We start from the raw sequence: 16,905 nt of genomic DNA, 5'->3' as shown, positions 1-16,905 counted from the left end.
GGACAAAAAGTCTTCCTCGAAGACTTTTTCCAAAGTTTTCAACGAAAACTTTGCCCCGCTCACCCGCCCAGCTCGTATTCCAGGAACCACTTGGTGTTCAGCGACTCCAGCGTCCCGTCCGCCTCCATGTCGGCGATCACCGCATCGAAGGCGTCGATCAGATCCTGGTCCCCGTCCTTGGGATAGATGAAGCCGAATTGCTCGGTCCCCAGCGGCTCCCCGACGATCTTGAGCCCGCCATCGGAGGCCGCGACATAGCCATTGGCCGCCGTCGAGTCGGACAGAACCAGATCCACATCCCCCGCCCGGAGCGCCTGGAGCCCCGCGCCGAAGGTCTCGAACAGGCGGATGCGCGGATTGGCCTCGTCCCCGTCGAGCACGTCGTAGACGGTCACGTAGAACGGCGTCGTGCCCGGCTGTGCGGCGGCCAGCAGATCGTCATCGGCGGCGAAGCCGGCCGCGTCCTCGAACCGGTCCTCGTCGCCCCGCACCATCATCATCATCTGACTGGTCATGTAGGGGACGGAGAAATTCACCGCCTCCTTCCGGTCGTCGCGAATCGTGATGCCGGTCATGCCCATGTCGAACTCGCCCGCTCCGACGGCGGCGATCATCCCGTCCCAGCTGATTTTTTCATACTCAGGCGTGAAGTTCAGACGCTCGGCCGCCTCCGCCATGAAGTCGTATTCCCAACCGATGGCCTCGCCGCTGGCCGGGTCCTTGAACTGGATCGGGGGATAGGCGTCCTCGGTGGCGATGACGACGGTGCGTCCGCCCAGATCGGGCAGGTGCCCGTCGGCCAGGGCCGGAGCGGCGAAGGTCAGGGCGGCGAACAGGGCCAGGGGTTTCATGCGGCGAAGTCTCCCATTGGATCGCGCGGGATGGTGCATCATCCGCGCCCGGGCGCAAGCCCGTCAGGACCGCGCGGCGATCGCGGCGCGCGCCTCGGCCACGGCAGCGTCGAAGGCGCCTTCGAGCTGGGCATCGAGACCGCGTACCGGGTCAAGGACCCGACAGGCCCAATCGACATACTCGGTCATCCGCGCGGCGTCCCAGTCGGGCGGTGTGCGAGCGATGGCCGAGAGATTCGCGGCCTTGTCGGCCAGCTTGAGCCGTTTGGCGCGATCGGAGGCGTGGGGGACGTGCCGCTCCTGCGCGGCTTTGCGCTCGGCTCGGGGCAGCGACGTGTCGTCGGTCACCTCCATGACCAGCGCGGCAACCTCCTCCCCGAAGGCGGCGGCGATGTCCTCGCGCGTGACGTCGCAATCCTCGACCGTGTCGTGCAGCAGCCCCGCGACGATCAGGAGCTCGTCATCGGGATGCACGGCGGCGAGGCGGGCGGCGACCTCCAGGACGTGATCGACATAGGGGAGGCCGTCCGCGCCTTTGCGGGTCTGACCGTGATGGGCGCGCGCGGCGAAGCGGGCTGCAAGCAGAACGGCTTCGGTCGTCATGTCGTCATCCCTCATATGTCGCCGCAGACGGGGCAATCCGCCCGGCGCGCGACCTTGATGCGACGAGCGTCGGCGTCGAGCCCGTCCCAGGTCAGCAGAGCGCCGCGGAGCGGCGTGCCCGCGCCGGTGATCTCCTTGATCGCTTCCATCGCCATCGCCGACCCCACGATGCCGGGCAGCGCGCCGACCACGCCCGCCTCGGCACAGCTCGGCGCGAGGCCCGGCGCCGGCGCCTCCGGGAAGAGGCAGGCGAGGCAGGGCGCACCGCCTGCCGGGTCGTAGATCGTGATCTGCCCCTCCCATTGCGTGATCGCCCCGGCGACCACAGGCTTGCCGGTGGCGACGGCGGCGCGATTGACGATCTCGCGGGTCGCGAAGCTGTCGGAGCCGTCGAGGATCAGGTCGTAATCCGAGAAGAGGTCTTCGGCGATCTCGGGCGTCAGGCGCCGGTGGTAGGGGCGCACCGTGACATGGGGGTTCAACGCCGCCAGCGCGGCCTGGGCCGAGAAGACCTTGGGCTGGCCGGTGCGGTCGTCGGTGTGAATGATCTGGCGCTGAAGGTTCGACAGGTCGACGACGTCGTCGTCGATCACCCCGATCGTCCCGATCCCGGCCGCGCCCAGATAGAGCAGTGCCGGGGAGCCCAGCCCGCCCGCGCCGACGACCAGAACCTTGGCCGCCTTGAGCTTACGTTGGCCCGGCCCGCCGATCTCCCTCAGGACGATGTGGCGGGCATAGCGCTCCAATTCGACGGGGGTGAACGGACCGGAGGACGGCTGCGGGGCAGGCGCCTCGCGCTCCGCCTGCGCCGCCTGGGCGCGGCCGCGAATGCGCAGGAAGACTGCGCGGTAGAGCAGGACGGCCAGCACCATCCCGCCCAGGATCAGCCAAGGCTCGGCACTGCCGCCCAGGCTCTCGCGCAGGGGATGGCCGCCGGGCAGGGCGAGTTGCACGAAGAGGACCGCAACGTAGAGCAACCCGATCATATAGAGCCGCGCCTGCACCGGCGTGCGGAGATACGCGCCGAGGCCCCAGAGCGCGCCGGCCAGGATCAGGACGAGCATCATGCGCCGGTCGACCCGAAGCCACCCGCGCCCCGCGGGGTCTCGTCCAGTTCGGCCACCTCGACAAAGCGCGCCATCAGCACCGGCGCGATCACGGCCTGGGCGATGCGCATCCCATGGGTCACGTCGAAAGGCGCCTCGCCGTGGTTTATCACGATCACACCGAGCGGCCCGCGATAATCGCTGTCGATGGTGCCCGGGGCGTTGACGAGGGTGATCCCGTGCTTGAGCGCCAAGCCCGAGCGGGGCCGCAGCTGCATCTCGTAGCCTTCGGGAATGACCACATGCAGGCCGGTGGAGACCAGCGCACGCGCACCGGGGGCGATCGTCAGGGTCGCGCCGCCGGTATCGGCGCGCAGATCGGCCCCGGCCGCCCCGGCCGTCTCGAAGGCGGGCAGCGGCAGATCCGGGTCGGCGCCCTCGGCACGGAGACAGGCGATCGTGAGAGGCGTCATGTCAGGGCGTCCGCGATACGGGCGGCCAGCCGGCGGGCCGTCTCGGTCTTGGTCAGGCGGGGCCAGGACTCGGCCCCCTCGGCGTAGATCAGCGTCACTGCGTTCTCGCTCCCGCCCATGATGCCGGTCGCGGGCGAGACGTCATTGGCCAGGATCCAGTCGCAGCCCTTGCGCGCCCGCTTGGCCGTGGCATGGGCCACCACGTCGCCCTGCGCGTCGCCGGTCTCGGCGGCGAAGCCGACGACCAGGGCGGGCCGGTCGGGCGCCTCGCAGACGGTCCGCAGGATGTCCGGGTTCTCGGCGAACTCCAAGGCGGGCGCGCGGCCCGTGCCATCCTTCTTCATCTTGGCGCCGCTCGCATTGGCCACGCGCCAATCAGCCACGGCGGCGGCCATGACGGCGGCATCAGCGGGCAGCGCGGCGCGGACGGCCTCCAGCATCTCGCGCGCGGTCTGGACGCGGATGACGTCGACGCCCTCGGGCGGCGGCACATCGGCGGGGCCGGTGACGAAGCTGACCCGCGCGCCCAGGTCGCGCAAGGCGGCGGCGATGGCCGTGCCCTGCGCGCCGGAGGAGCGATTGGCGATGTAGCGCACGGGGTCGATGGGCTCATGGGTGGGGCCGGAGGTGACAAGGATGTGCCGACCCTTGAGCGGACCATCGGCGAAGAACGCATCGATGGCGGCGACGATCTCGGGCACCTCGGCCAGACGGCCGGGGCCGAACTCGCCGCAGGCCATGGGGCCCTGGTCGGGGCCGACCACGCGGATGCCATCGGCGCGCAGGGTGGCAAGGTTGCGCTGCGTGGCGGGATGCTCCCACATGCGGACATTCATGGCGGGGACGATCATGACCGGCTTGTCGGTCGCCATCAGCAGCGTCGTCGCCAGATCGTCGGCCATGCCCGCGGCCATCCGCCCCATCAGATTGGCCGTGGCCGGGGCCACCACGACGAGATCGGCGGCGCGGCTGAGTTCGATATGGCCCATCTCCGCTTCGTCGGTCAGGTCGAAGAGGTCGCGATAGACCTTGGACGCCGCCAAGGCGGAGACCGAAAGCGGCGTCACGAACTGCTCCGCTGCCGGAGTCAGCACAGGCGTTACGGTCGCGCCCTGCTCCCGCAGGCGCCGGATCAGGTCCAGGGCCTTGAAGGCGGCGATGCCGCCCCCGATTACAAGCAGGATCCGCTTACCCGTCAGCATGAGCTTCCCTTGTCTTCTTGCGCGCGCCACGTCTAGCCGCGCGACGGGGCCGGCGTCGACCACGGATCGCAAGGCGGCGCTAGACCGACAGATCGTCCCTCAGCGAAACGCGGCGCACGGGTCGGGACGATCCGCCGGCGCTGGCGCGTCGAGCACCACGTCGCCGCCAGGTGGGAGGACCCCGTTCTCGCCTTGCACCACGGACAGGACGGCCAGGTCGGGCCGCACCCGCGCGATGGCCGCCGGCACGCCCCAATCCCTGCGCGCGTGACCGTTGCCGGTGATCAGCACCACAGGCGCCCCATGGCGATCCAGCGCCGCCAGGGTCCGCGCCGCGAATTGCGCGTCGATGGCGCGCTGCCGGGCGACGAATTGGGGCAACAGATCCGTCGGGAGCGCATCGCAGTGGACGGCCGCCTGCAAGGCCTCGCGCGCGGCCTGCTCCGCCTCGGTCAGCGGCGAGTCCAAATCATAGGCACTCAGATCGCCCGGAGCACCTGCCGCGCCGTAGATCGGCACGCCGATGGCGTCGAAGACCGGCATGTAAATTGCGATGTCGGGCCAGCCCATCTCGGACCAACCCAGCAAATCGCCCAATTGCTGCGCATCGCGCGGCATATCCGGGCCCAGCCGGTCGGCCTGCTCGTCGGTGAGCATCTCGAACACGACCGCGGTCGGTGCGATCTGTGCGATCATCTCCCCCTGCGCGACGTGGTGGGCGGGATTGTCATGCACCTCGCCCAGCACATAGATCTCGGCCGGAGGTAGGTCCTGCGCACCGGCTGGCAGGGCCAGCACGGCGGCGAGGATTAGTGCGCGGGTCAGTTCAGAAATCCGAGAACCTCGCGCGACTCCTTCTCCAGCGACTTGCGCATCTTGGCGAAGGCCGCGGCCTCCAGCTGGCGCACCCGCTCCTTCGAGAGCTTCAATTCGTTTCCGAGCGATTCCAGCGTCCGGGGCTCTTCGCGCAGCTTCCGCTCCCGCACGATGAACCGCTCCCGTTCGTTGAGCGAGGCGAGCGCGGTCAGGAGCCATTGGCGCAGCGTCTCGGTGTCGTGATCGGCCTCGACGATCTGATCCGCCTGGGACGACTCGTCCTCCAGGGTATCGATCCATTCGCGCCCGTCCTCATCGGAGGATTGCGTCGCGTTGAGGCTGAAATCGGAGCCAGAGAGTCGGCCCTCCATCATCTCGACATCGTGGATGGGCACGCCCACTTCCTTGGCGATCCGCTCCCGCAGGGTCTGCCGGTCGAGCGTCACGCCCTCGGCCATCGCCTCCCGCTCCAGGCGGGCCTGGACGCGACGCAGGTTGAAGAAGAGCGACTTCTGGCTGCTTGTGGAGCCGGTCCGAACCATCGACCAGTTGCGCATCACGTGATCCTGGATCGACGCCTTGATCCACCACACGGCATAAGTCGAAAAGCGCACGCCCCGGTCGGGGTCGAACTTCTCGGCGGCCTTCATCAGGCCCAGGCCCGCCTCTTGGATGAGATCGTTCATCGGGGCGCCGTAACGCTTGAACTTGGCGGCCATCGAGATCGCGAGGCGCATATAGGCCGTGATGAGACGATGCAGGCTCTCTTCACAGCGCTCGTCGCGCCAAGCATAGGCAAGCTTCAGTTCGGTCTCAGCGTCCAGAAGCTCCGCCTTCATGGCGCGCCTCGACAGGGACATGTCGCTGTTGAAATCCAGTGCCATCCTTCTACCTCTCCGCCGATCGGACGCCGCGGTGAGTGCCGCGGCATCACGGTTTTCCTTTATTGCTTACAACTACGAGGCGACCCTGACCTCGGATCAAAAAAAGTTTCGCCCGATGCCGGACACACCCCACCTCACCCTCGTTCTCGGTCACGCCGCTTCGGGGAAGTCGGCCTGGGCCGAGGCGCAGGTACAGGCACAGGACGGGCGGCCGACCTATGTCGCGACCGCCACGCTTTGGGACGACGAGATGCGCGCCAAGGCCCAGACCCACGCGGCCCGGCGGGGCGCGGACTGGGATCTGATCGACGGCCCCGAGGATCTGGCCCGGACCTGCCGCGGCCTGACCGGACCTGTCCTGGTCGATTGCGCCACGATGTGGCTGATGGGGCTCATGATGGAGGATCGTGACTGGGAAGCGCCCACCGAGGCCTGGATTCACGCAATGGCTGGATCCGACGCGACATTTCATGTCGTCAGCAACGATGTGGGCGGCGGCGTGACGCCCGACAACGCCCTGGCCCGCCGGTTCCAGCGCGCCCAGGGCATGCTGAACCAACGGCTGGCGGCGGCGGCGGACGCCGTGTTCCTGGTGACGGCGGGCCTGCCGCAGCGGCTCAAGTGACCCGGCTCTGGCTCATCCGTCACGGCCCCACCCATGCCAAGCGGATGGTGGGCTGGACGGACCTGCCTGCGGACCTCTCCGACACAGCCGCCCTGGCCCGGCTGGAGGCCGCGCTGCCCGACGCGCCCGTTATCAGCAGCGACCTCATCCGCGCCGTCACCACCGCCGACGCCATCCAAGGCCCCCGCGACCGCCTGCCGCACATGCACGCCCTGCGGGAATTCCATTACGGCGATTGGGAGAACCGCGCCTTCGACGAGATCGACGAGCCGACCCTGCGCGCCTATTTCGAGACCCCCGGCAGCCTGCGCGCCCCCGGCGGCGAAAGCTGGAACGACGTCTCGGAGCGGGTGCATGCGGCCATCGCCTCGCTCACTGGCGGGCCGGACCTGATCGTCGTGGCGCATATGGGCGTGATCCTGACGCTCTGGGCGCGCGCCCGCGCGGTCGCGCCCTACGAGGCGCTGAGCCAGAAGATCGACAACCTGTCGCTGACCCGGATCGACTGGGCCGCGCATGGGCTTGTGCCGCACTTCGCCAACCTCCGGCCCTGACCATCGCGGCGCGTGATGGCGCGTCCAAAAATGATCATTTCCACGCGGCACGGCGCGACCATAGGCTCACCCCCATGACCTATGACCTCCTCATCGGCGACTGCGCCTATTCCAGCTGGTCGCTGCGCGGCTGGCTTCTGTTCGACGCGTTCGGCCTACCGGTCCGCGCGCGTCACACGCGGATGTATTCCGACGAGTTCGCCCGCGATCTCGCCGCCTGGGCCCCTGCCCGCACCGTGCCCACGGTCCGCACGCCCGAGGGCGGCCTCTGGACCGACAGCCTCGCCATCGCCGAAGGGCTGGCCGAAGCGCATCCCGAGGCCGGGCATTGGCCCGCCGACCCGGTCGCGCGCGCCGCCGCCCGGTCTCTGGTGGCGGAGATGCATTCGGGCTTCACCGCGCTGCGCGGCGCCTGCCCGATGAACCTGCGGGTCAAATCGGGCGGGTTCACGCCCTCGGACGCGGTCCTGACCGACCTGGCCCGGATCGAGACGCTGTGGTCCCACGCCCGGACCCTCGCCTCGGACGGCCCCTGGCTGTTCGGCGCCTATGGCGCGGCCGACGCCTTCTACGCTCCGGTCGCGATGCGGATCGCGGGCTATGGCCTGCCGGTCTCGCCGGACGCCCAGCGCTATGTCGACGCCCATCTCTCCCACGGCGCCCTGCGCCGCTGGCGCGCCATGGGCGAGGCGCAGGACCGCACGCTCGACGTCTACGAGGTCCACGCCCCAACCGAGCGCTTCCCCATGCCCGCCCCCCTGCCCGCCCGCGCCCGGCCGGACGGCCCCTCTGTCAACGCGGCCTGCCCGTATTCCGGCAAGGCAGTCACCCATTTCCTGGAGTTCGAGGACCGCATCTGGGGCTTCTGCAACGCCTTCTGCCGAGACAAGACCGTCGCCGATCCCGGCGCCTGGCCAGCCTTCACCGCCATGGCGGCAAGGGCCTGACCTGCCCCATCACGGGTTCAAAAATACTCAAATCCAGACGGCCCAGTTTTTCCGACACGGAGATTTTCACGAGCCATTAACCATTCAGTAGCACTTCCTCCGTTAACCCTTTGGAAAGGGGGAATGCCGATGCTGGCACGGACCACAACGGTCGCCTTCGAGGGGTTGGAGGCGCGGCCTGTCGAGGTGCAATGTGCGGTCTCGCCCGGCGTGCCGGGTTTTGCCATCGTGGGCCTGCCCGACAAGGCCGTGTCCGAAGCGCGGGACCGCATCCGCACCGCCCTGTCGGAGCTTTCGATCGCGCTGCCGTCCAAAAAGGTCACAATCAACCTCTCGCCGGCCGACCTGCCCAAGGAGGGGGCGCATTTCGACCTGCCCATCGCGCTGTCCCTGCTCGCCGCGCTGGAGATCGTGCCCCCCGGCGCGGTGGCGGGCGCTGTCTCCATTGGGGAGATGTCGCTCGACGGGACGCTCGTCCCCGTCGCGGGCGCGCTGCCGGCCGCGATGGCGGCCGGTGCCCAGGGCGCCACGCTGTTCTGTCCCGAAGCCTGCGGCCCCGAGGCGGCCTGGGTCGATGCCACCCCGGTCCATGCCGCCCCGTCCCTCAAGGCGCTGATCGACCACCTGATCGGTGTCGCACCGCTCGATCCGGCGGTGCGCGGGCGCGTCCCAGACGCGGCCGCCCCGGACTGCCTGCGCGACGTGCGGGGGCAGGAGCGGGCCAAGCGCGCGCTGGAAATCGCCGCGGCCGGACGCCATCACCTTTTCCTCGTGGGCCCGCCCGGCGCCGGCAAGTCGATGCTGGCGGCCCGGCTGCCCGGGCTGCTGCCTCCGCTCACGGCGATGGAGTCGCTCGAATCCTCGATGATCCACTCCCTCGCCGGAACGCTGGAGGCGGGCGGCATCCTGACCCGCCGCCCCTTTCAGGAGCCGCATCACACCGCCTCGGTCCCCGCCATCGTCGGCGGCGGCAAGCGAGCGGGGCCGGGGCAGATCAGCCTCGCCCATAACGGGGTCCTATTCATGGACGAGTTCCCGGAATTCCCCCGCGCCGTGCTGGAAACCCTGCGCCAGCCGATCGAGACCGGAGAGGTGGTGATCGCGCGGGCCAGCGCCCATGTCCGCTATCCGTGCCGCTTCCTGCTGGTGGCCGCGGCCAACCCATGCCGCTGCGGGATGCTGTTCGATCCGAACGCCGCCTGCACCCGGGCGCCTGGCTGCGGCGAGGAATATATGAGCCGGGTCTCGGGCCCACTGATGGACCGTTTCGACTTGCGATTGGAGGTGCCTGCCGTCGAGGTCGCGGATCTGGCATTGCCGCCGACAGGCGACAATTCGGCCACCGTGGCCAAGCGCGTGGCTGCGGCGCGTCAGATCCAGGCCGACCGCTATGCCGATTCGCCCCGGATCACGGTCAATGCCGACCTCTCCGGGGATGCGCTGACCGAGGCAGCCCGGCCGGATGCCGAGGGCGCGGAACTCTTGACCCGGGCCGCGACGCGCTTCGGCCTGACCGCACGCGGCTATCACCGGGTGCTCAAGGTGGCCCGGACCATCGCCGACCTCGCCGGGGAGCCCGACATCCGCCGCCCCCACATCGCCGAGGCTCTGTCCTATCGGCTGATCGCCGCCAAGGACATCTGACGCGCCGCGCGGACACCGCGAACCGCCCTCTAGTCGTTCTGCCGCGTGACTGCGATCAGCAGCACCCGCGCGTCCTGATCTTCCAGGAGCCGGGTGACGACCTCGTCCAGCCGTTCCCGCAGACGGACCATCTGTGGACCGGCGGTGAAATCCCCCTCGAACCCGCCGAGCGACCCGTGCAGATAGAGCGCCTCGTTGAGGCCGTCGCGCAGGCGCGGTTCCTGATGCAGGACCTCTTCGCGGCTCGCGCGCGTGCTTTCGACACCCAGCGACAGCACCGCATGGGCCCAGGCCCGCCCGTCGCGAAGGATCGGCACGATGAAAGGATCCCGCAGCGGAACCGCCTCGAGCGCGCCCGACGGCTCGATCTCGGGCGGCGCGGCAGCGGTGTCGTGCTCAGCCTGAGGGCGCAGAAAATACCCGGCCGCACCGCCCCCGATCAGGGCGAACAGGACGAGAGCGAGGGCTGCAATCTTGGCCATCATGTCAGAACGGGAGGATGATATCGGCGATCTGCTGGCCGATACGGGGCTGTTGTACGTCCGTGATCTGCCCGCGCCCGCCATAGGAAATCCGCGCGGCGGCGATCTTGTCGTAGGTGATCTCGTTTTGGCGCGAGACGTCCTCGGGCCGGACATACCCCGTCACCAGAAGCTCCCGCAGCTCGAAATTGACCCGGACCTCCTGTCGGCCCTCGACCTGGAGCACGCCGGAAGGCAGCACGTCCACGACGGTCGCCGCGACGCGCAAGGTCAAGCGTTCCTGTCGGCTGACGCCGCCCTGACCGCGCGACGCGCTGCCACTGTCCAGGCTGACGGCCGGGTCCAGGCTCGCCCCCTCGGGCAGTCGCTCATTGATCCGCTGCGGGATGCCGAAGAAATCGGGCACGGCCAGGCTTTCGGAGCCGGAGCGGGAGCGATTGGTGCTGTTCTCGATCTCGGCGCTCTCGTCGATCTCGATCACGACGGTCAGAATGTCGCCCCGATCCTGCGCCCGCCGGTCCCCCAGCAAGGATCCGCGTCCCCGGGTCCAAAGCGACGCCGTGCCGATCGGCGTCGCGTCGGCGGTCAGCGGCTCGAAGACCGGGGCAGCGATGGCGAAATGCTCCGGACTGGAAGAAATCGGCGTGAGGTCCGGCGCGCGGCCCACCTGCTCCAGCCGGGCACAGCCGGCGAGCGCCAGGGCCCCGAGCGCCAATAGGGCGGTCTGCTTGAGCACGGTTTCCTCCTTCAATTCACGATGACGGCGCCAGATGCCGTGGCGATGCCCGTCACGGTGGAGCGCGAGGACAGGTTCATGACCCGCACGGCCTCCCCGTCGCCCGCGCGCTGCAAGGCGCGGCCTTCGGAGGTGATGGTCAGCCCGCCGCGGGTGAAGACCAGCGCTACGAGCGCATTGCGGCGGATGACGGTGGGCGGACCGACCTCGACCTGCCGGATGGGCTGCCCGGGATAGAGGTTTACCCGCGCCTCCATCCCGATCAGGTCGCGGGGGTCGGCGAATCCGTCGGGAATTTCGGTCGTGGCGAAGGCCAACAGCGCGCCCGGGATCGGCGTGCCGGCGCGCACCGGCTGCGCCACGGTGACCGACTGCGCCGCCGCCGGGCCCGCCAACAGGGCGAGGATCAGGAGCACCCGCATCGTCAGCGGATCTGCGTGGTGGCCGACAGCATCTGGTCGGCGGCGGTGATGACCTTGGCGTTCATCTCGTAGCCGCGCTGCGCCTCGATCAGATCGGTGATCTCGCGCACGGCATCGACCGAGCTGTCCTCCAGGTAACCTTGGCGGAACATGCCAAGCCCGTCCTCGCCGGCGAAGCCCTGGATCGGCGCGCCCGAGGCATTCGTCTCGGCGTAGAGGTTGGAGCCAAGCGCCTCCAGACCCTTCTCGTTGCTGAAGCCGACCAGTGTCAGCTGCCCCAGCTGCTCCGGCTCCACCCGGTCGAGGAAATGGGCATAGATCTCCCCGTCGGGCGAGATGGTGATCGTGCGGGCATCGTCGGGGATGGTGATGTCGGGCACGATGGGGTGCCCGTCGGAGGTGACGAGCTGTCCCTCGCCCGTTCGTTTGAGTCCGCCGTCGCGGGTGTAGGCCGCCGCGCCGGAGGGAAGCGTCACCTCCAGATAGCCGCGCCCTTCGATCGCAACGTCCAGATCGCCGCCGGTCTCCGCCAGCGTCCCCTGAGCGACGTCCATGGACACCGCGGCCGCCCGCACGCCGAGCCCCAACTGCACGCCTGTGGGGATGATCGCGCCCGTCGTCGCGGCGATGGAGCCCGCGCGCGTCACCTGTTGGTAATGGAGGTCGGCGAACTCCGCCCGGCGCGCATTGTAGGCAGTGGTATTCATATTGGCGAGGTTGTTGGAGATGACCTCGACCCGCATTTGCTGGGCGGTCATTCCGGTAGCGGCGATCGATAGGGCGCGCATGGGCGGCCTCCTTGCTGTTCTAGCAGTTAAGACTCGAAGAGACGGGTGATGGAACGGAGGCGCTCATCCTCCTTCTCCATGAAGTCCTGGCCCATCTCATAGGCATGTTGGACGGCAATCATCCGGGCGATCTCCAAAACGGGGTCGACATTGGACGCTTCGAGAAAGCCGTGAAGCACGCGGGGCACCTCGACCGGTTCGAACCCGGCCTCGGCGCGAAAGGCGGTGCCTGCATCCCGCTCCATGCGGTCGGGCTCCAACGGGCGGACTATGGCGATCTGGGCCACTGGCGCGCCATCCGCCGAGAGCGTTCCGTCGCCGCCGACATGGATCGCGCCGGTTCCGGCGGGGACGAAGACCGGGGCCCCTCCCTGATCCAGAAGAGGCTCGCCGCTCGCCGTCGTCACGCCCCCATCGGGCCCGGTCACGAAGGCCCCCGCGCGGGTCAGAAACGGCTCTCCGCCGCGATCGATGAGAAAGAACCCCTCCCCCTCGATGGCAAGGTCAAGCGCGCCGCCCGTCTGTTCGAGCGCGCCCTGGTCGAGATGCAGCAACTGTGCGCCGCCACGGCTCATGGAGATGGAGGGCTGATCCCATCCGGTTCGCACGACATGTTCAGAGAACAGAATGCCGCCGGCGCGGTAGCCCGTCGTGCTCGCGTTCGCGACGTTCTGCGCGATCGTCCCAATCTCCCGGGCGAGGCCCGATTGGCGGCCGAGCGTGGTGTAGATGGCGTCGCTCATGGGTCAGAACCCCTGGATGATCGGGACGAGCGTGTCCGTGAAATATTGCTGTAATGTCAGCGTCATGAAGCCCATCGAAGCCCAGAACACCGCCAGCATGGCCGCCATCTTGGGCACGAAGGTCAGCGTCATCTCCTGAATGGAGGTGAGCGCCTGGAACAGGCCAATGGCGAGGCCCACCAGCAGCGCGACCACCAGGATCGGCCCCGAGATCACCACCGCGATCCAGAGCCCCTGGCGAAGCGTGTCGAAGAACAGCGCCTCGCCCATGGTCAGATCGGCATCCGCAGGATTTCCTGATACGCCTCGACCGTCTTGTCGCGCAGCGAGACGATCGTATCGACGGCCAGGCGGCTCTCGGCGATGGCGGCGACGAGGTCGTGCGGGTCCGTCCCGGAGGTCAACGCCACCTCCGACTGGCTCTCGGCGCGCGAGAGCGCCTCGGCGAATCCGCGCACGGCGTCCATGGCGGCGTCGCCGGTCTGCGGCATGCCGGAGGCGGCCCCGGTCCCTTGGGTCAGGGCCGAGATGCGTAAGGTCTCCATAGCGCTTTCTCCTATCGCTTGAGGATGTCCATGATCGCAGAGGACATGCGGCGGACCTGCTCGAACATCTTGAGATTGGCTTCGTAGCTGCGTTGCGCCTCTCGGGCGTCCGCAAGCTCGATCACGAGATCGACATTCGACCGGTCCCAATATCCGTCTGGGCCGGCCATCGGATGGTTCGGGTCGTGAACGCGGTCCAATGCCGAACGGTCGAGCCGCACCGGCCCCGGCTCCACCGCGCCCGTGCGCCGACCGTGATCGACCACCGCGCGGAACTCCACGGTCTTGCGGCGATAGCCGGGGGTGTCGGCATTGGCGAGGTTCTCGGCGATATGGCCGATCCGCTGTCCCTGGCTCTTCATCCCCGATCCGAGGACCGCCATCGCATGCGAAAGGGTCATAATCTATCTCCGCCCGAGACTGGCGCGCAGCAGGTCGAGCGACGCCTTGTAGATGGTAACGGCCCGGTTGTGAGCGCGCGCCGACTCGACCCCGCGCAGGACCTGATCCTGGAGCGATACGGTGTTCCCGTTGGGATCGGCGCGCGCGTCGCGCAGGATTTCCGGGCCCGACCTGTCCGGCGCGCCGGCCATGTGGGCCGGGTGGCTGCGCCGGAGCGGGAGACGCCCCGCATCGGGGCGGAACGCCGGAAGATCGCTGGCGCGGAATCGCGGCGTGTCGGCATTGGCGACGTTCGTCGCGATCACGGTCTGGCGCGCGGCGGCGTGCTTCGCAGCGTCCGTCGCAAGCCGCATGAGGCTCGGCATCTCGGTCACAGGCGGATTCTCCGTCTTTCCTGAAACGAAGCCTTAAGGCCGATTCCTTTAGAATTGGTTTCACCGGCAGGGAGACTCCGATGACCATCGACACGCTCGACCCCTTCGCCCCGATCCGGGCGCGCCTGACCACCATCGACCGCAGCGTGCCCGTCGGCCGCATCGTCGCGCTGGACGGGACGGGCTTCACCGTAGCGGGCCTGTCGCGGGTCGCGCGGCTGGGCGACGACATCCGCTACCGTGACGGCGCCGGCCGGGTCGTCCGGGCGGAGGTCGTGCGCCTCGACCGGGACGGGTTACGCGCGACCCCTTTCGGCCCCGCCGAGGGCCTCGCGCTCGGCGCGGAGGTTTTGGCGGGCGGCCCGCCGGGCCTCAGTCCCAGCACGGGATGGGTCGGCCGCGTCGTCGACCCGTTCGGCGCTCCGCTCGATGGACGCCCGCTGCCGCAAGGCCAGCGGCGCCCGATCACCGGCGCACCGCCCGCCGCGACGCGCCGGCGCGCACTCGGCGCACGGCTATCGACCGGGGTGGCGGTACTCGACACGATGCTCCCCCTCGCCGCAGGGCAGCGCGTGGGCCTTTTCGCGGGCTCCGGCGTGGGCAAGTCGTCGCTGCTGGGTCAGCTCGCGCGGCGGCTTCAGGGCGACGTCTGCGTCCTGGCCCTGGTCGGGGAACGCGGGCGGGAAGTCGCCGATTTCATCCGCGACGTTCTGGGCCCCGAGGGCATGGCGCGGACGGTGATCGTCGCCGCAACCGCCGACATGCCCGCCCCCGTCCGCCGCCGCGCCGCGCTCTCCGCGATGACGGTGGCGGAGTTCTTCCGAGACCAGGGCGCGCGCGTGGCCTTTTTCTGCGACAGCGTGACCCGGCTGGCCGAGGCGCATCGCGAGATCGCCCTTGCCGCCGGAGAGAGCGCCGAACTGCGTGGCCATCCCGCCAGTCTCACCCCTCTTCTCGCCAGCCTCGCGGAGCGGGCGGGCCCCGGCGTCGACGATCAGGGCGACATCACCGCCGTCATGTCGGTTCTCGTGGCGGGCTCCGATCTGGAGGAGCCGGTGGCCGACATCCTGCGCGGCCAGTTGGACGGCCATGTGGTTCTGTCCCGCAGTATCGCCGAAGCGGGGCGTTTCCCCGCCGTGGATGTCCTGCGCTCGGTTTCCCGGTCCCTCCCAAGAGCCGCGACGCCTGAAGAGAACAGCCTGATCGCGGAAGCACGGCGCCTGCTGGGCGTGATGGAGCGGTCCGAACTGATGGTGAATTCAGGACTTTACGACCGAGGCAGCGCGCCGGAGCTCGACCGTGCCATCAGCCTGGTGCCGCGGGTGGAGGAGGTCTTCACCCGCACCGACCTCACTTCCCCGCCCCAGGCTTTCGCGTTGCTGGCCCAGGCGCTCGGCCGCGGCTACGCGGGCTGACATCACGCCCCATCGATAAGGGGCTCTGCTGCTCATCACGGGTTCAAAAATACTCGCGGCGTCACGCTGCCGCCCATGGACCGCCTCGCCATGGCGGACTGCCCGGGAAGACGGGGGGCCGGGGGGCGTCCCCCGGCCCTCTCCGCCATTGCGCCGCAGGTCAGTAGCCCCGCAGCAGAACCAGCGCGGGCGAAGTGATCGTAGAGTTGCCGAATTCGGTCATCCCCGTGATCGCGGTGTAGCGGTCGAGCAAACGGGCCATCGTATCGGGCTCGGCAAGAGCGGCCACGCTATCGGCGCCGAATTCCTCCCGGCTGCGATGCTGAAAGACCTCCAGCTGCTTGTCGATATCGAGCGCCCCAAAGCTCAGCGGCAGACCGAAGGCCCCCTCGAGCACCTTGCGCAACGGAGGCGTGCCCAGGATCGTGAACCACTTCGCGCGATCGGAGTCCTGGCCATCGGCCACCTTCGCGAACTCCCGCTGGGCGTTGAGCGCCAAGCGCATCGACTCGTTGGTCTCACCGACCGCCTTTTCGAAAGCCTGGTCGGAATAGCGCGCGGCGATCTTGTCGGGGAAGTCGCTGAGCACGGTGTTGGGCACGGCGAAGTCGCCGAAGCCGAAAGCCTTCGAGAGTTCGCGATACCGTTTGTCGGACAGCTTGTTGGCCAGCGCGTCGGGCTCCAGTGTGCCCTCCTCCAGAACCTTGCGGATCAGGAACTTGCTGCCGATGTCATCGGACAGACCGAAGGCGCCCAGCGCGACCGACAGCAGCCGGAAATCACCGATCAGATCCTCGGGCGTGCGGACCTCGCCGATCTTCTCGGCGAAATAGTCCAGGTCACGTTGCAGCAGGGGCGAGCGTTCGAAGGCGGCCTTCTGATTGTCGATCGTGCTTTGCAGAAAGCGCCAACCCGCCAGGCCGCCCATGGGAACGTAGGGCTGGAAGGTCATGCGCCGTGCCGCATCAGGATCGCAGCCTCCCGCTTGCGCAACCGGCCCAAGGCACGCAGGGCCTGATAATCGCGCCCTTCTTGCAGATGCGCGCCGATCTCATCGATGCAGGCCCTGTCGGCGGCCTCGACAAAGGCGTGGCGCAGCGGCTGAAGCGCCGCAAGCGTCTCGGATCGGAGCGCTTCGGAATCGCCCTCGCCCACCAGGATCATCTGAAGCGCGTGACAGAGGCGGCCCACCGGCGTGTCGGCCTCACGCGGGTCGATGGCATCCCGCAGGCGCAAAAGCTGCGTGCCCGGGGTCAGCAGGCGCAGGCGCGCCGACCGCCCGACATTCTCGATGACAGCACCGTTGAGCGAGAGCCGGTCGCCGGTCGGGACCTTCAACATGAGGCCCGCCAT

The 16,905-nt window shown here is 68.9% G+C and carries 23 protein-coding genes; 5 read left to right on the top strand and 18 right to left on the bottom strand.

Annotated features, from left to right (window positions below):
* Positions 1–59: 59 nt before the first annotated feature.
* The 7 genes from DTQ71_RS16385 to DTQ71_RS16355 all read right to left on the bottom strand — a co-directional run bounded on the left by DTQ71_RS16385 (position 60) and on the right by DTQ71_RS16355 (position 5,875).
* Positions 60–851 (bottom strand): transporter substrate-binding domain-containing protein, encoded by a 792-nt coding sequence (locus tag DTQ71_RS16385; RefSeq protein WP_109565380.1) that lies wholly within the window; start codon positions 849–851, stop codon positions 60–62.
* A gap of 63 nt (positions 852–914) precedes the next feature.
* Entirely contained in the window at positions 915–1,454 is a 540-nt protein-coding gene (locus tag DTQ71_RS16380) for an HD domain-containing protein (RefSeq protein WP_245947613.1), read from the bottom strand.
* An 11-nt stretch (positions 1,455–1,465) separates the two neighbouring features.
* Positions 1,466–2,521, bottom strand: a complete 1,056-nt coding sequence (locus DTQ71_RS16375) for a HesA/MoeB/ThiF family protein (protein WP_109565378.1) — start codon at positions 2,519–2,521, stop codon at positions 1,466–1,468.
* A complete protein-coding gene (dut, locus tag DTQ71_RS16370) occupies positions 2,518–2,973 on the bottom strand; it encodes a dUTP diphosphatase (protein WP_109565377.1) in 456 nt (151 codons plus the stop codon). The genes DTQ71_RS16375 and dut overlap by 4 nt, the downstream gene beginning before the upstream one ends.
* The gene (coaBC, locus tag DTQ71_RS16365; RefSeq protein WP_109565376.1) at positions 2,970–4,175 is read right to left on the bottom strand and encodes a bifunctional phosphopantothenoylcysteine decarboxylase/phosphopantothenate--cysteine ligase CoaBC; all 1,206 of its coding nucleotides are present in this window, start codon (positions 4,173–4,175) and stop codon (positions 2,970–2,972) included. Before coaBC ends, dut begins: the two co-directional genes overlap by 4 nt.
* A 99-nt stretch (positions 4,176–4,274) precedes the next feature.
* Positions 4,275–4,973: a ChaN family lipoprotein gene (locus DTQ71_RS16360; protein WP_245947612.1), complete on the bottom strand. Its 699-nt coding sequence runs from the start codon at positions 4,971–4,973 to the stop codon at positions 4,275–4,277.
* A gap of 23 nt (positions 4,974–4,996) precedes the next feature.
* Complete coding sequence (locus tag DTQ71_RS16355; RefSeq protein WP_109565375.1) at positions 4,997–5,875, bottom strand: RNA polymerase factor sigma-32; 879 nt, start codon at positions 5,873–5,875, stop codon at positions 4,997–4,999.
* A 115-nt stretch (positions 5,876–5,990) separates the two neighbouring features.
* On the opposite strand from DTQ71_RS16355, the gene DTQ71_RS16350 reads away from it, so the two are divergent.
* From DTQ71_RS16350 to DTQ71_RS16335, 4 genes are all read left to right on the top strand, one after another.
* Positions 5,991–6,500 carry a bifunctional adenosylcobinamide kinase/adenosylcobinamide-phosphate guanylyltransferase gene (locus DTQ71_RS16350; protein ID WP_109565374.1) on the top strand — a complete coding sequence of 170 codons (510 nt, stop codon included), beginning with the start codon at positions 5,991–5,993 and terminating at the stop codon, positions 6,498–6,500.
* Positions 6,497–7,054 carry a histidine phosphatase family protein gene (locus DTQ71_RS16345; RefSeq protein WP_109565373.1) on the top strand — a complete coding sequence of 186 codons (558 nt, stop codon included), beginning with the start codon at positions 6,497–6,499 and terminating at the stop codon, positions 7,052–7,054. Before DTQ71_RS16350 ends, DTQ71_RS16345 begins: the two co-directional genes overlap by 4 nt.
* Before the next feature lie 74 nt (positions 7,055–7,128).
* Entirely contained in the window at positions 7,129–8,001 is an 873-nt protein-coding gene (locus DTQ71_RS16340; protein WP_109565372.1) for a glutathione S-transferase, read from the top strand.
* A 129-nt stretch (positions 8,002–8,130) separates the two neighbouring features.
* Entirely contained in the window at positions 8,131–9,645 is a 1,515-nt protein-coding gene (locus tag DTQ71_RS16335) for a YifB family Mg chelatase-like AAA ATPase (RefSeq protein WP_109565472.1), read from the top strand.
* 29 nt (positions 9,646–9,674) lie between these two features.
* Here the strand turns inward: DTQ71_RS16335 and DTQ71_RS16330 are convergent, their stop codons facing one another.
* Genes DTQ71_RS16330 through DTQ71_RS16290 form a run of 9 tightly spaced genes read right to left on the bottom strand, consistent with a single transcriptional unit; the run spans position 9,675 to position 14,128 of the window.
* On the bottom strand, positions 9,675–10,127 hold the full coding sequence (locus DTQ71_RS16330) for a hypothetical protein (protein WP_146204881.1): 453 nt from the start codon (positions 10,125–10,127) through the stop codon (positions 9,675–9,677).
* Positions 10,128–10,131: 4 nt separating this feature from the next.
* On the bottom strand, positions 10,132–10,863 hold the full coding sequence (gene flgH, locus DTQ71_RS16325; protein ID WP_245947610.1) for a flagellar basal body L-ring protein FlgH: 732 nt from the start codon (positions 10,861–10,863) through the stop codon (positions 10,132–10,134).
* An 11-nt stretch (positions 10,864–10,874) separates the two neighbouring features.
* Positions 10,875–11,285, bottom strand: a complete 411-nt coding sequence (flgA, locus tag DTQ71_RS16320) for a flagellar basal body P-ring formation chaperone FlgA (RefSeq protein WP_109565369.1) — start codon at positions 11,283–11,285, stop codon at positions 10,875–10,877.
* A gap of 2 nt (positions 11,286–11,287) precedes the next feature.
* Positions 11,288–12,073, bottom strand: coding sequence for a flagellar basal-body rod protein FlgG (gene flgG / locus DTQ71_RS16315; RefSeq protein ID WP_109565368.1), 786 nt, complete (start codon positions 12,071–12,073; stop codon positions 11,288–11,290).
* A 26-nt stretch (positions 12,074–12,099) separates the two neighbouring features.
* Entirely contained in the window at positions 12,100–12,816 is a 717-nt protein-coding gene (locus tag DTQ71_RS16310) for a flagellar hook-basal body complex protein (protein ID WP_109565367.1), read from the bottom strand.
* A 3-nt stretch (positions 12,817–12,819) separates the two neighbouring features.
* The gene (locus DTQ71_RS16305; RefSeq protein ID WP_109565366.1) at positions 12,820–13,086 is read right to left on the bottom strand and encodes a flagellar biosynthetic protein FliQ; all 267 of its coding nucleotides are present in this window, start codon (positions 13,084–13,086) and stop codon (positions 12,820–12,822) included.
* A 2-nt stretch (positions 13,087–13,088) separates the two neighbouring features.
* Positions 13,089–13,361 (bottom strand): flagellar hook-basal body complex protein FliE, encoded by a 273-nt coding sequence (fliE, locus tag DTQ71_RS16300; RefSeq protein ID WP_109565365.1) that lies wholly within the window; start codon positions 13,359–13,361, stop codon positions 13,089–13,091.
* A gap of 11 nt (positions 13,362–13,372) precedes the next feature.
* The gene (gene flgC, locus DTQ71_RS16295; RefSeq protein WP_109565364.1) at positions 13,373–13,762 is read right to left on the bottom strand and encodes a flagellar basal body rod protein FlgC; all 390 of its coding nucleotides are present in this window, start codon (positions 13,760–13,762) and stop codon (positions 13,373–13,375) included.
* Between the two features lie 3 nt (positions 13,763–13,765).
* A complete protein-coding gene (locus DTQ71_RS16290; protein ID WP_245947625.1) occupies positions 13,766–14,128 on the bottom strand; it encodes a flagellar basal body protein in 363 nt (120 codons plus the stop codon).
* Between the two features lie 89 nt (positions 14,129–14,217).
* Here DTQ71_RS16290 and DTQ71_RS16285 point away from each other — a divergent pair, with 89 nt between their 5' ends.
* Positions 14,218–15,552: a FliI/YscN family ATPase gene (locus DTQ71_RS16285; protein ID WP_109565362.1), complete on the top strand. Its 1,335-nt coding sequence runs from the start codon at positions 14,218–14,220 to the stop codon at positions 15,550–15,552.
* Positions 15,553–15,712: 160 nt separating this feature from the next.
* Here the strand turns inward: DTQ71_RS16285 and DTQ71_RS16280 are convergent, their stop codons facing one another.
* The gene (locus DTQ71_RS16280) at positions 15,713–16,504 is read right to left on the bottom strand and encodes a DUF1217 domain-containing protein (RefSeq protein ID WP_109565361.1); all 792 of its coding nucleotides are present in this window, start codon (positions 16,502–16,504) and stop codon (positions 15,713–15,715) included.
* Positions 16,501–16,905: a flagellar biosynthesis repressor FlbT gene (locus DTQ71_RS16275; protein WP_109565360.1), complete on the bottom strand. Its 405-nt coding sequence runs from the start codon at positions 16,903–16,905 to the stop codon at positions 16,501–16,503. The genes DTQ71_RS16280 and DTQ71_RS16275 overlap by 4 nt, the downstream gene beginning before the upstream one ends.

Source organism: Jannaschia seohaensis (assembly GCF_900116765.1).
Classification (GTDB): Bacteria; Pseudomonadota; Alphaproteobacteria; order Rhodobacterales; family Rhodobacteraceae; genus Jannaschia; species Jannaschia seohaensis.
Note: the sequence above shows the minus strand (reverse complement) of the source record. Positions and strands in the feature narration are given on the sequence as shown.

Coding starts and splice junctions, on each gene's coding strand:
- DTQ71_RS16340 (WP_109565372.1), top strand. CDS start 7,129: ATGACCTATGACCTCCTCATCGGCGACTGCGCCTATTCCAGCTGGTCG.
- flgA (WP_109565369.1), bottom strand. CDS start 11,285: ATGCGGGTGCTCCTGATCCTCGCCCTGTTGGCGGGCCCGGCGGCGGCG.
- DTQ71_RS16330 (WP_146204881.1), bottom strand. CDS start 10,127: ATGGCCAAGATTGCAGCCCTCGCTCTCGTCCTGTTCGCCCTGATCGGG.
- flgC (WP_109565364.1), bottom strand. CDS start 13,762: ATGACCCTTTCGCATGCGATGGCGGTCCTCGGATCGGGGATGAAGAGC.
- DTQ71_RS16305 (WP_109565366.1), bottom strand. CDS start 13,086: ATGGGCGAGGCGCTGTTCTTCGACACGCTTCGCCAGGGGCTCTGGATC.
- dut (WP_109565377.1), bottom strand. CDS start 2,973: ATGACGCCTCTCACGATCGCCTGTCTCCGTGCCGAGGGCGCCGACCCG.
- DTQ71_RS16380 (WP_245947613.1), bottom strand. CDS start 1,454: ATGACGACCGAAGCCGTTCTGCTTGCAGCCCGCTTCGCCGCGCGCGCC.
- DTQ71_RS16285 (WP_109565362.1), top strand. CDS start 14,218: ATGACCATCGACACGCTCGACCCCTTCGCCCCGATCCGGGCGCGCCTG.
- DTQ71_RS16355 (WP_109565375.1), bottom strand. CDS start 5,875: ATGGCACTGGATTTCAACAGCGACATGTCCCTGTCGAGGCGCGCCATG.
- DTQ71_RS16290 (WP_245947625.1), bottom strand. CDS start 14,128: ATGCCGAGCCTCATGCGGCTTGCGACGGACGCTGCGAAGCACGCCGCC.
- fliE (WP_109565365.1), bottom strand. CDS start 13,361: ATGGAGACCTTACGCATCTCGGCCCTGACCCAAGGGACCGGGGCCGCC.
- coaBC (WP_109565376.1), bottom strand. CDS start 4,175: ATGCTGACGGGTAAGCGGATCCTGCTTGTAATCGGGGGCGGCATCGCC.
- flgG (WP_109565368.1), bottom strand. CDS start 12,073: ATGCGCGCCCTATCGATCGCCGCTACCGGAATGACCGCCCAGCAAATG.
- DTQ71_RS16350 (WP_109565374.1), top strand. CDS start 5,991: ATGCCGGACACACCCCACCTCACCCTCGTTCTCGGTCACGCCGCTTCG.
- DTQ71_RS16310 (WP_109565367.1), bottom strand. CDS start 12,816: ATGAGCGACGCCATCTACACCACGCTCGGCCGCCAATCGGGCCTCGCC.
- DTQ71_RS16280 (WP_109565361.1), bottom strand. CDS start 16,504: ATGACCTTCCAGCCCTACGTTCCCATGGGCGGCCTGGCGGGTTGGCGC.
- DTQ71_RS16275 (WP_109565360.1), bottom strand. CDS start 16,905: ATGGCGGGCCTCATGTTGAAGGTCCCGACCGGCGACCGGCTCTCGCTC.
- DTQ71_RS16335 (WP_109565472.1), top strand. CDS start 8,131: ATGCTGGCACGGACCACAACGGTCGCCTTCGAGGGGTTGGAGGCGCGG.
- DTQ71_RS16375 (WP_109565378.1), bottom strand. CDS start 2,521: ATGATGCTCGTCCTGATCCTGGCCGGCGCGCTCTGGGGCCTCGGCGCG.
- DTQ71_RS16385 (WP_109565380.1), bottom strand. CDS start 851: ATGAAACCCCTGGCCCTGTTCGCCGCCCTGACCTTCGCCGCTCCGGCC.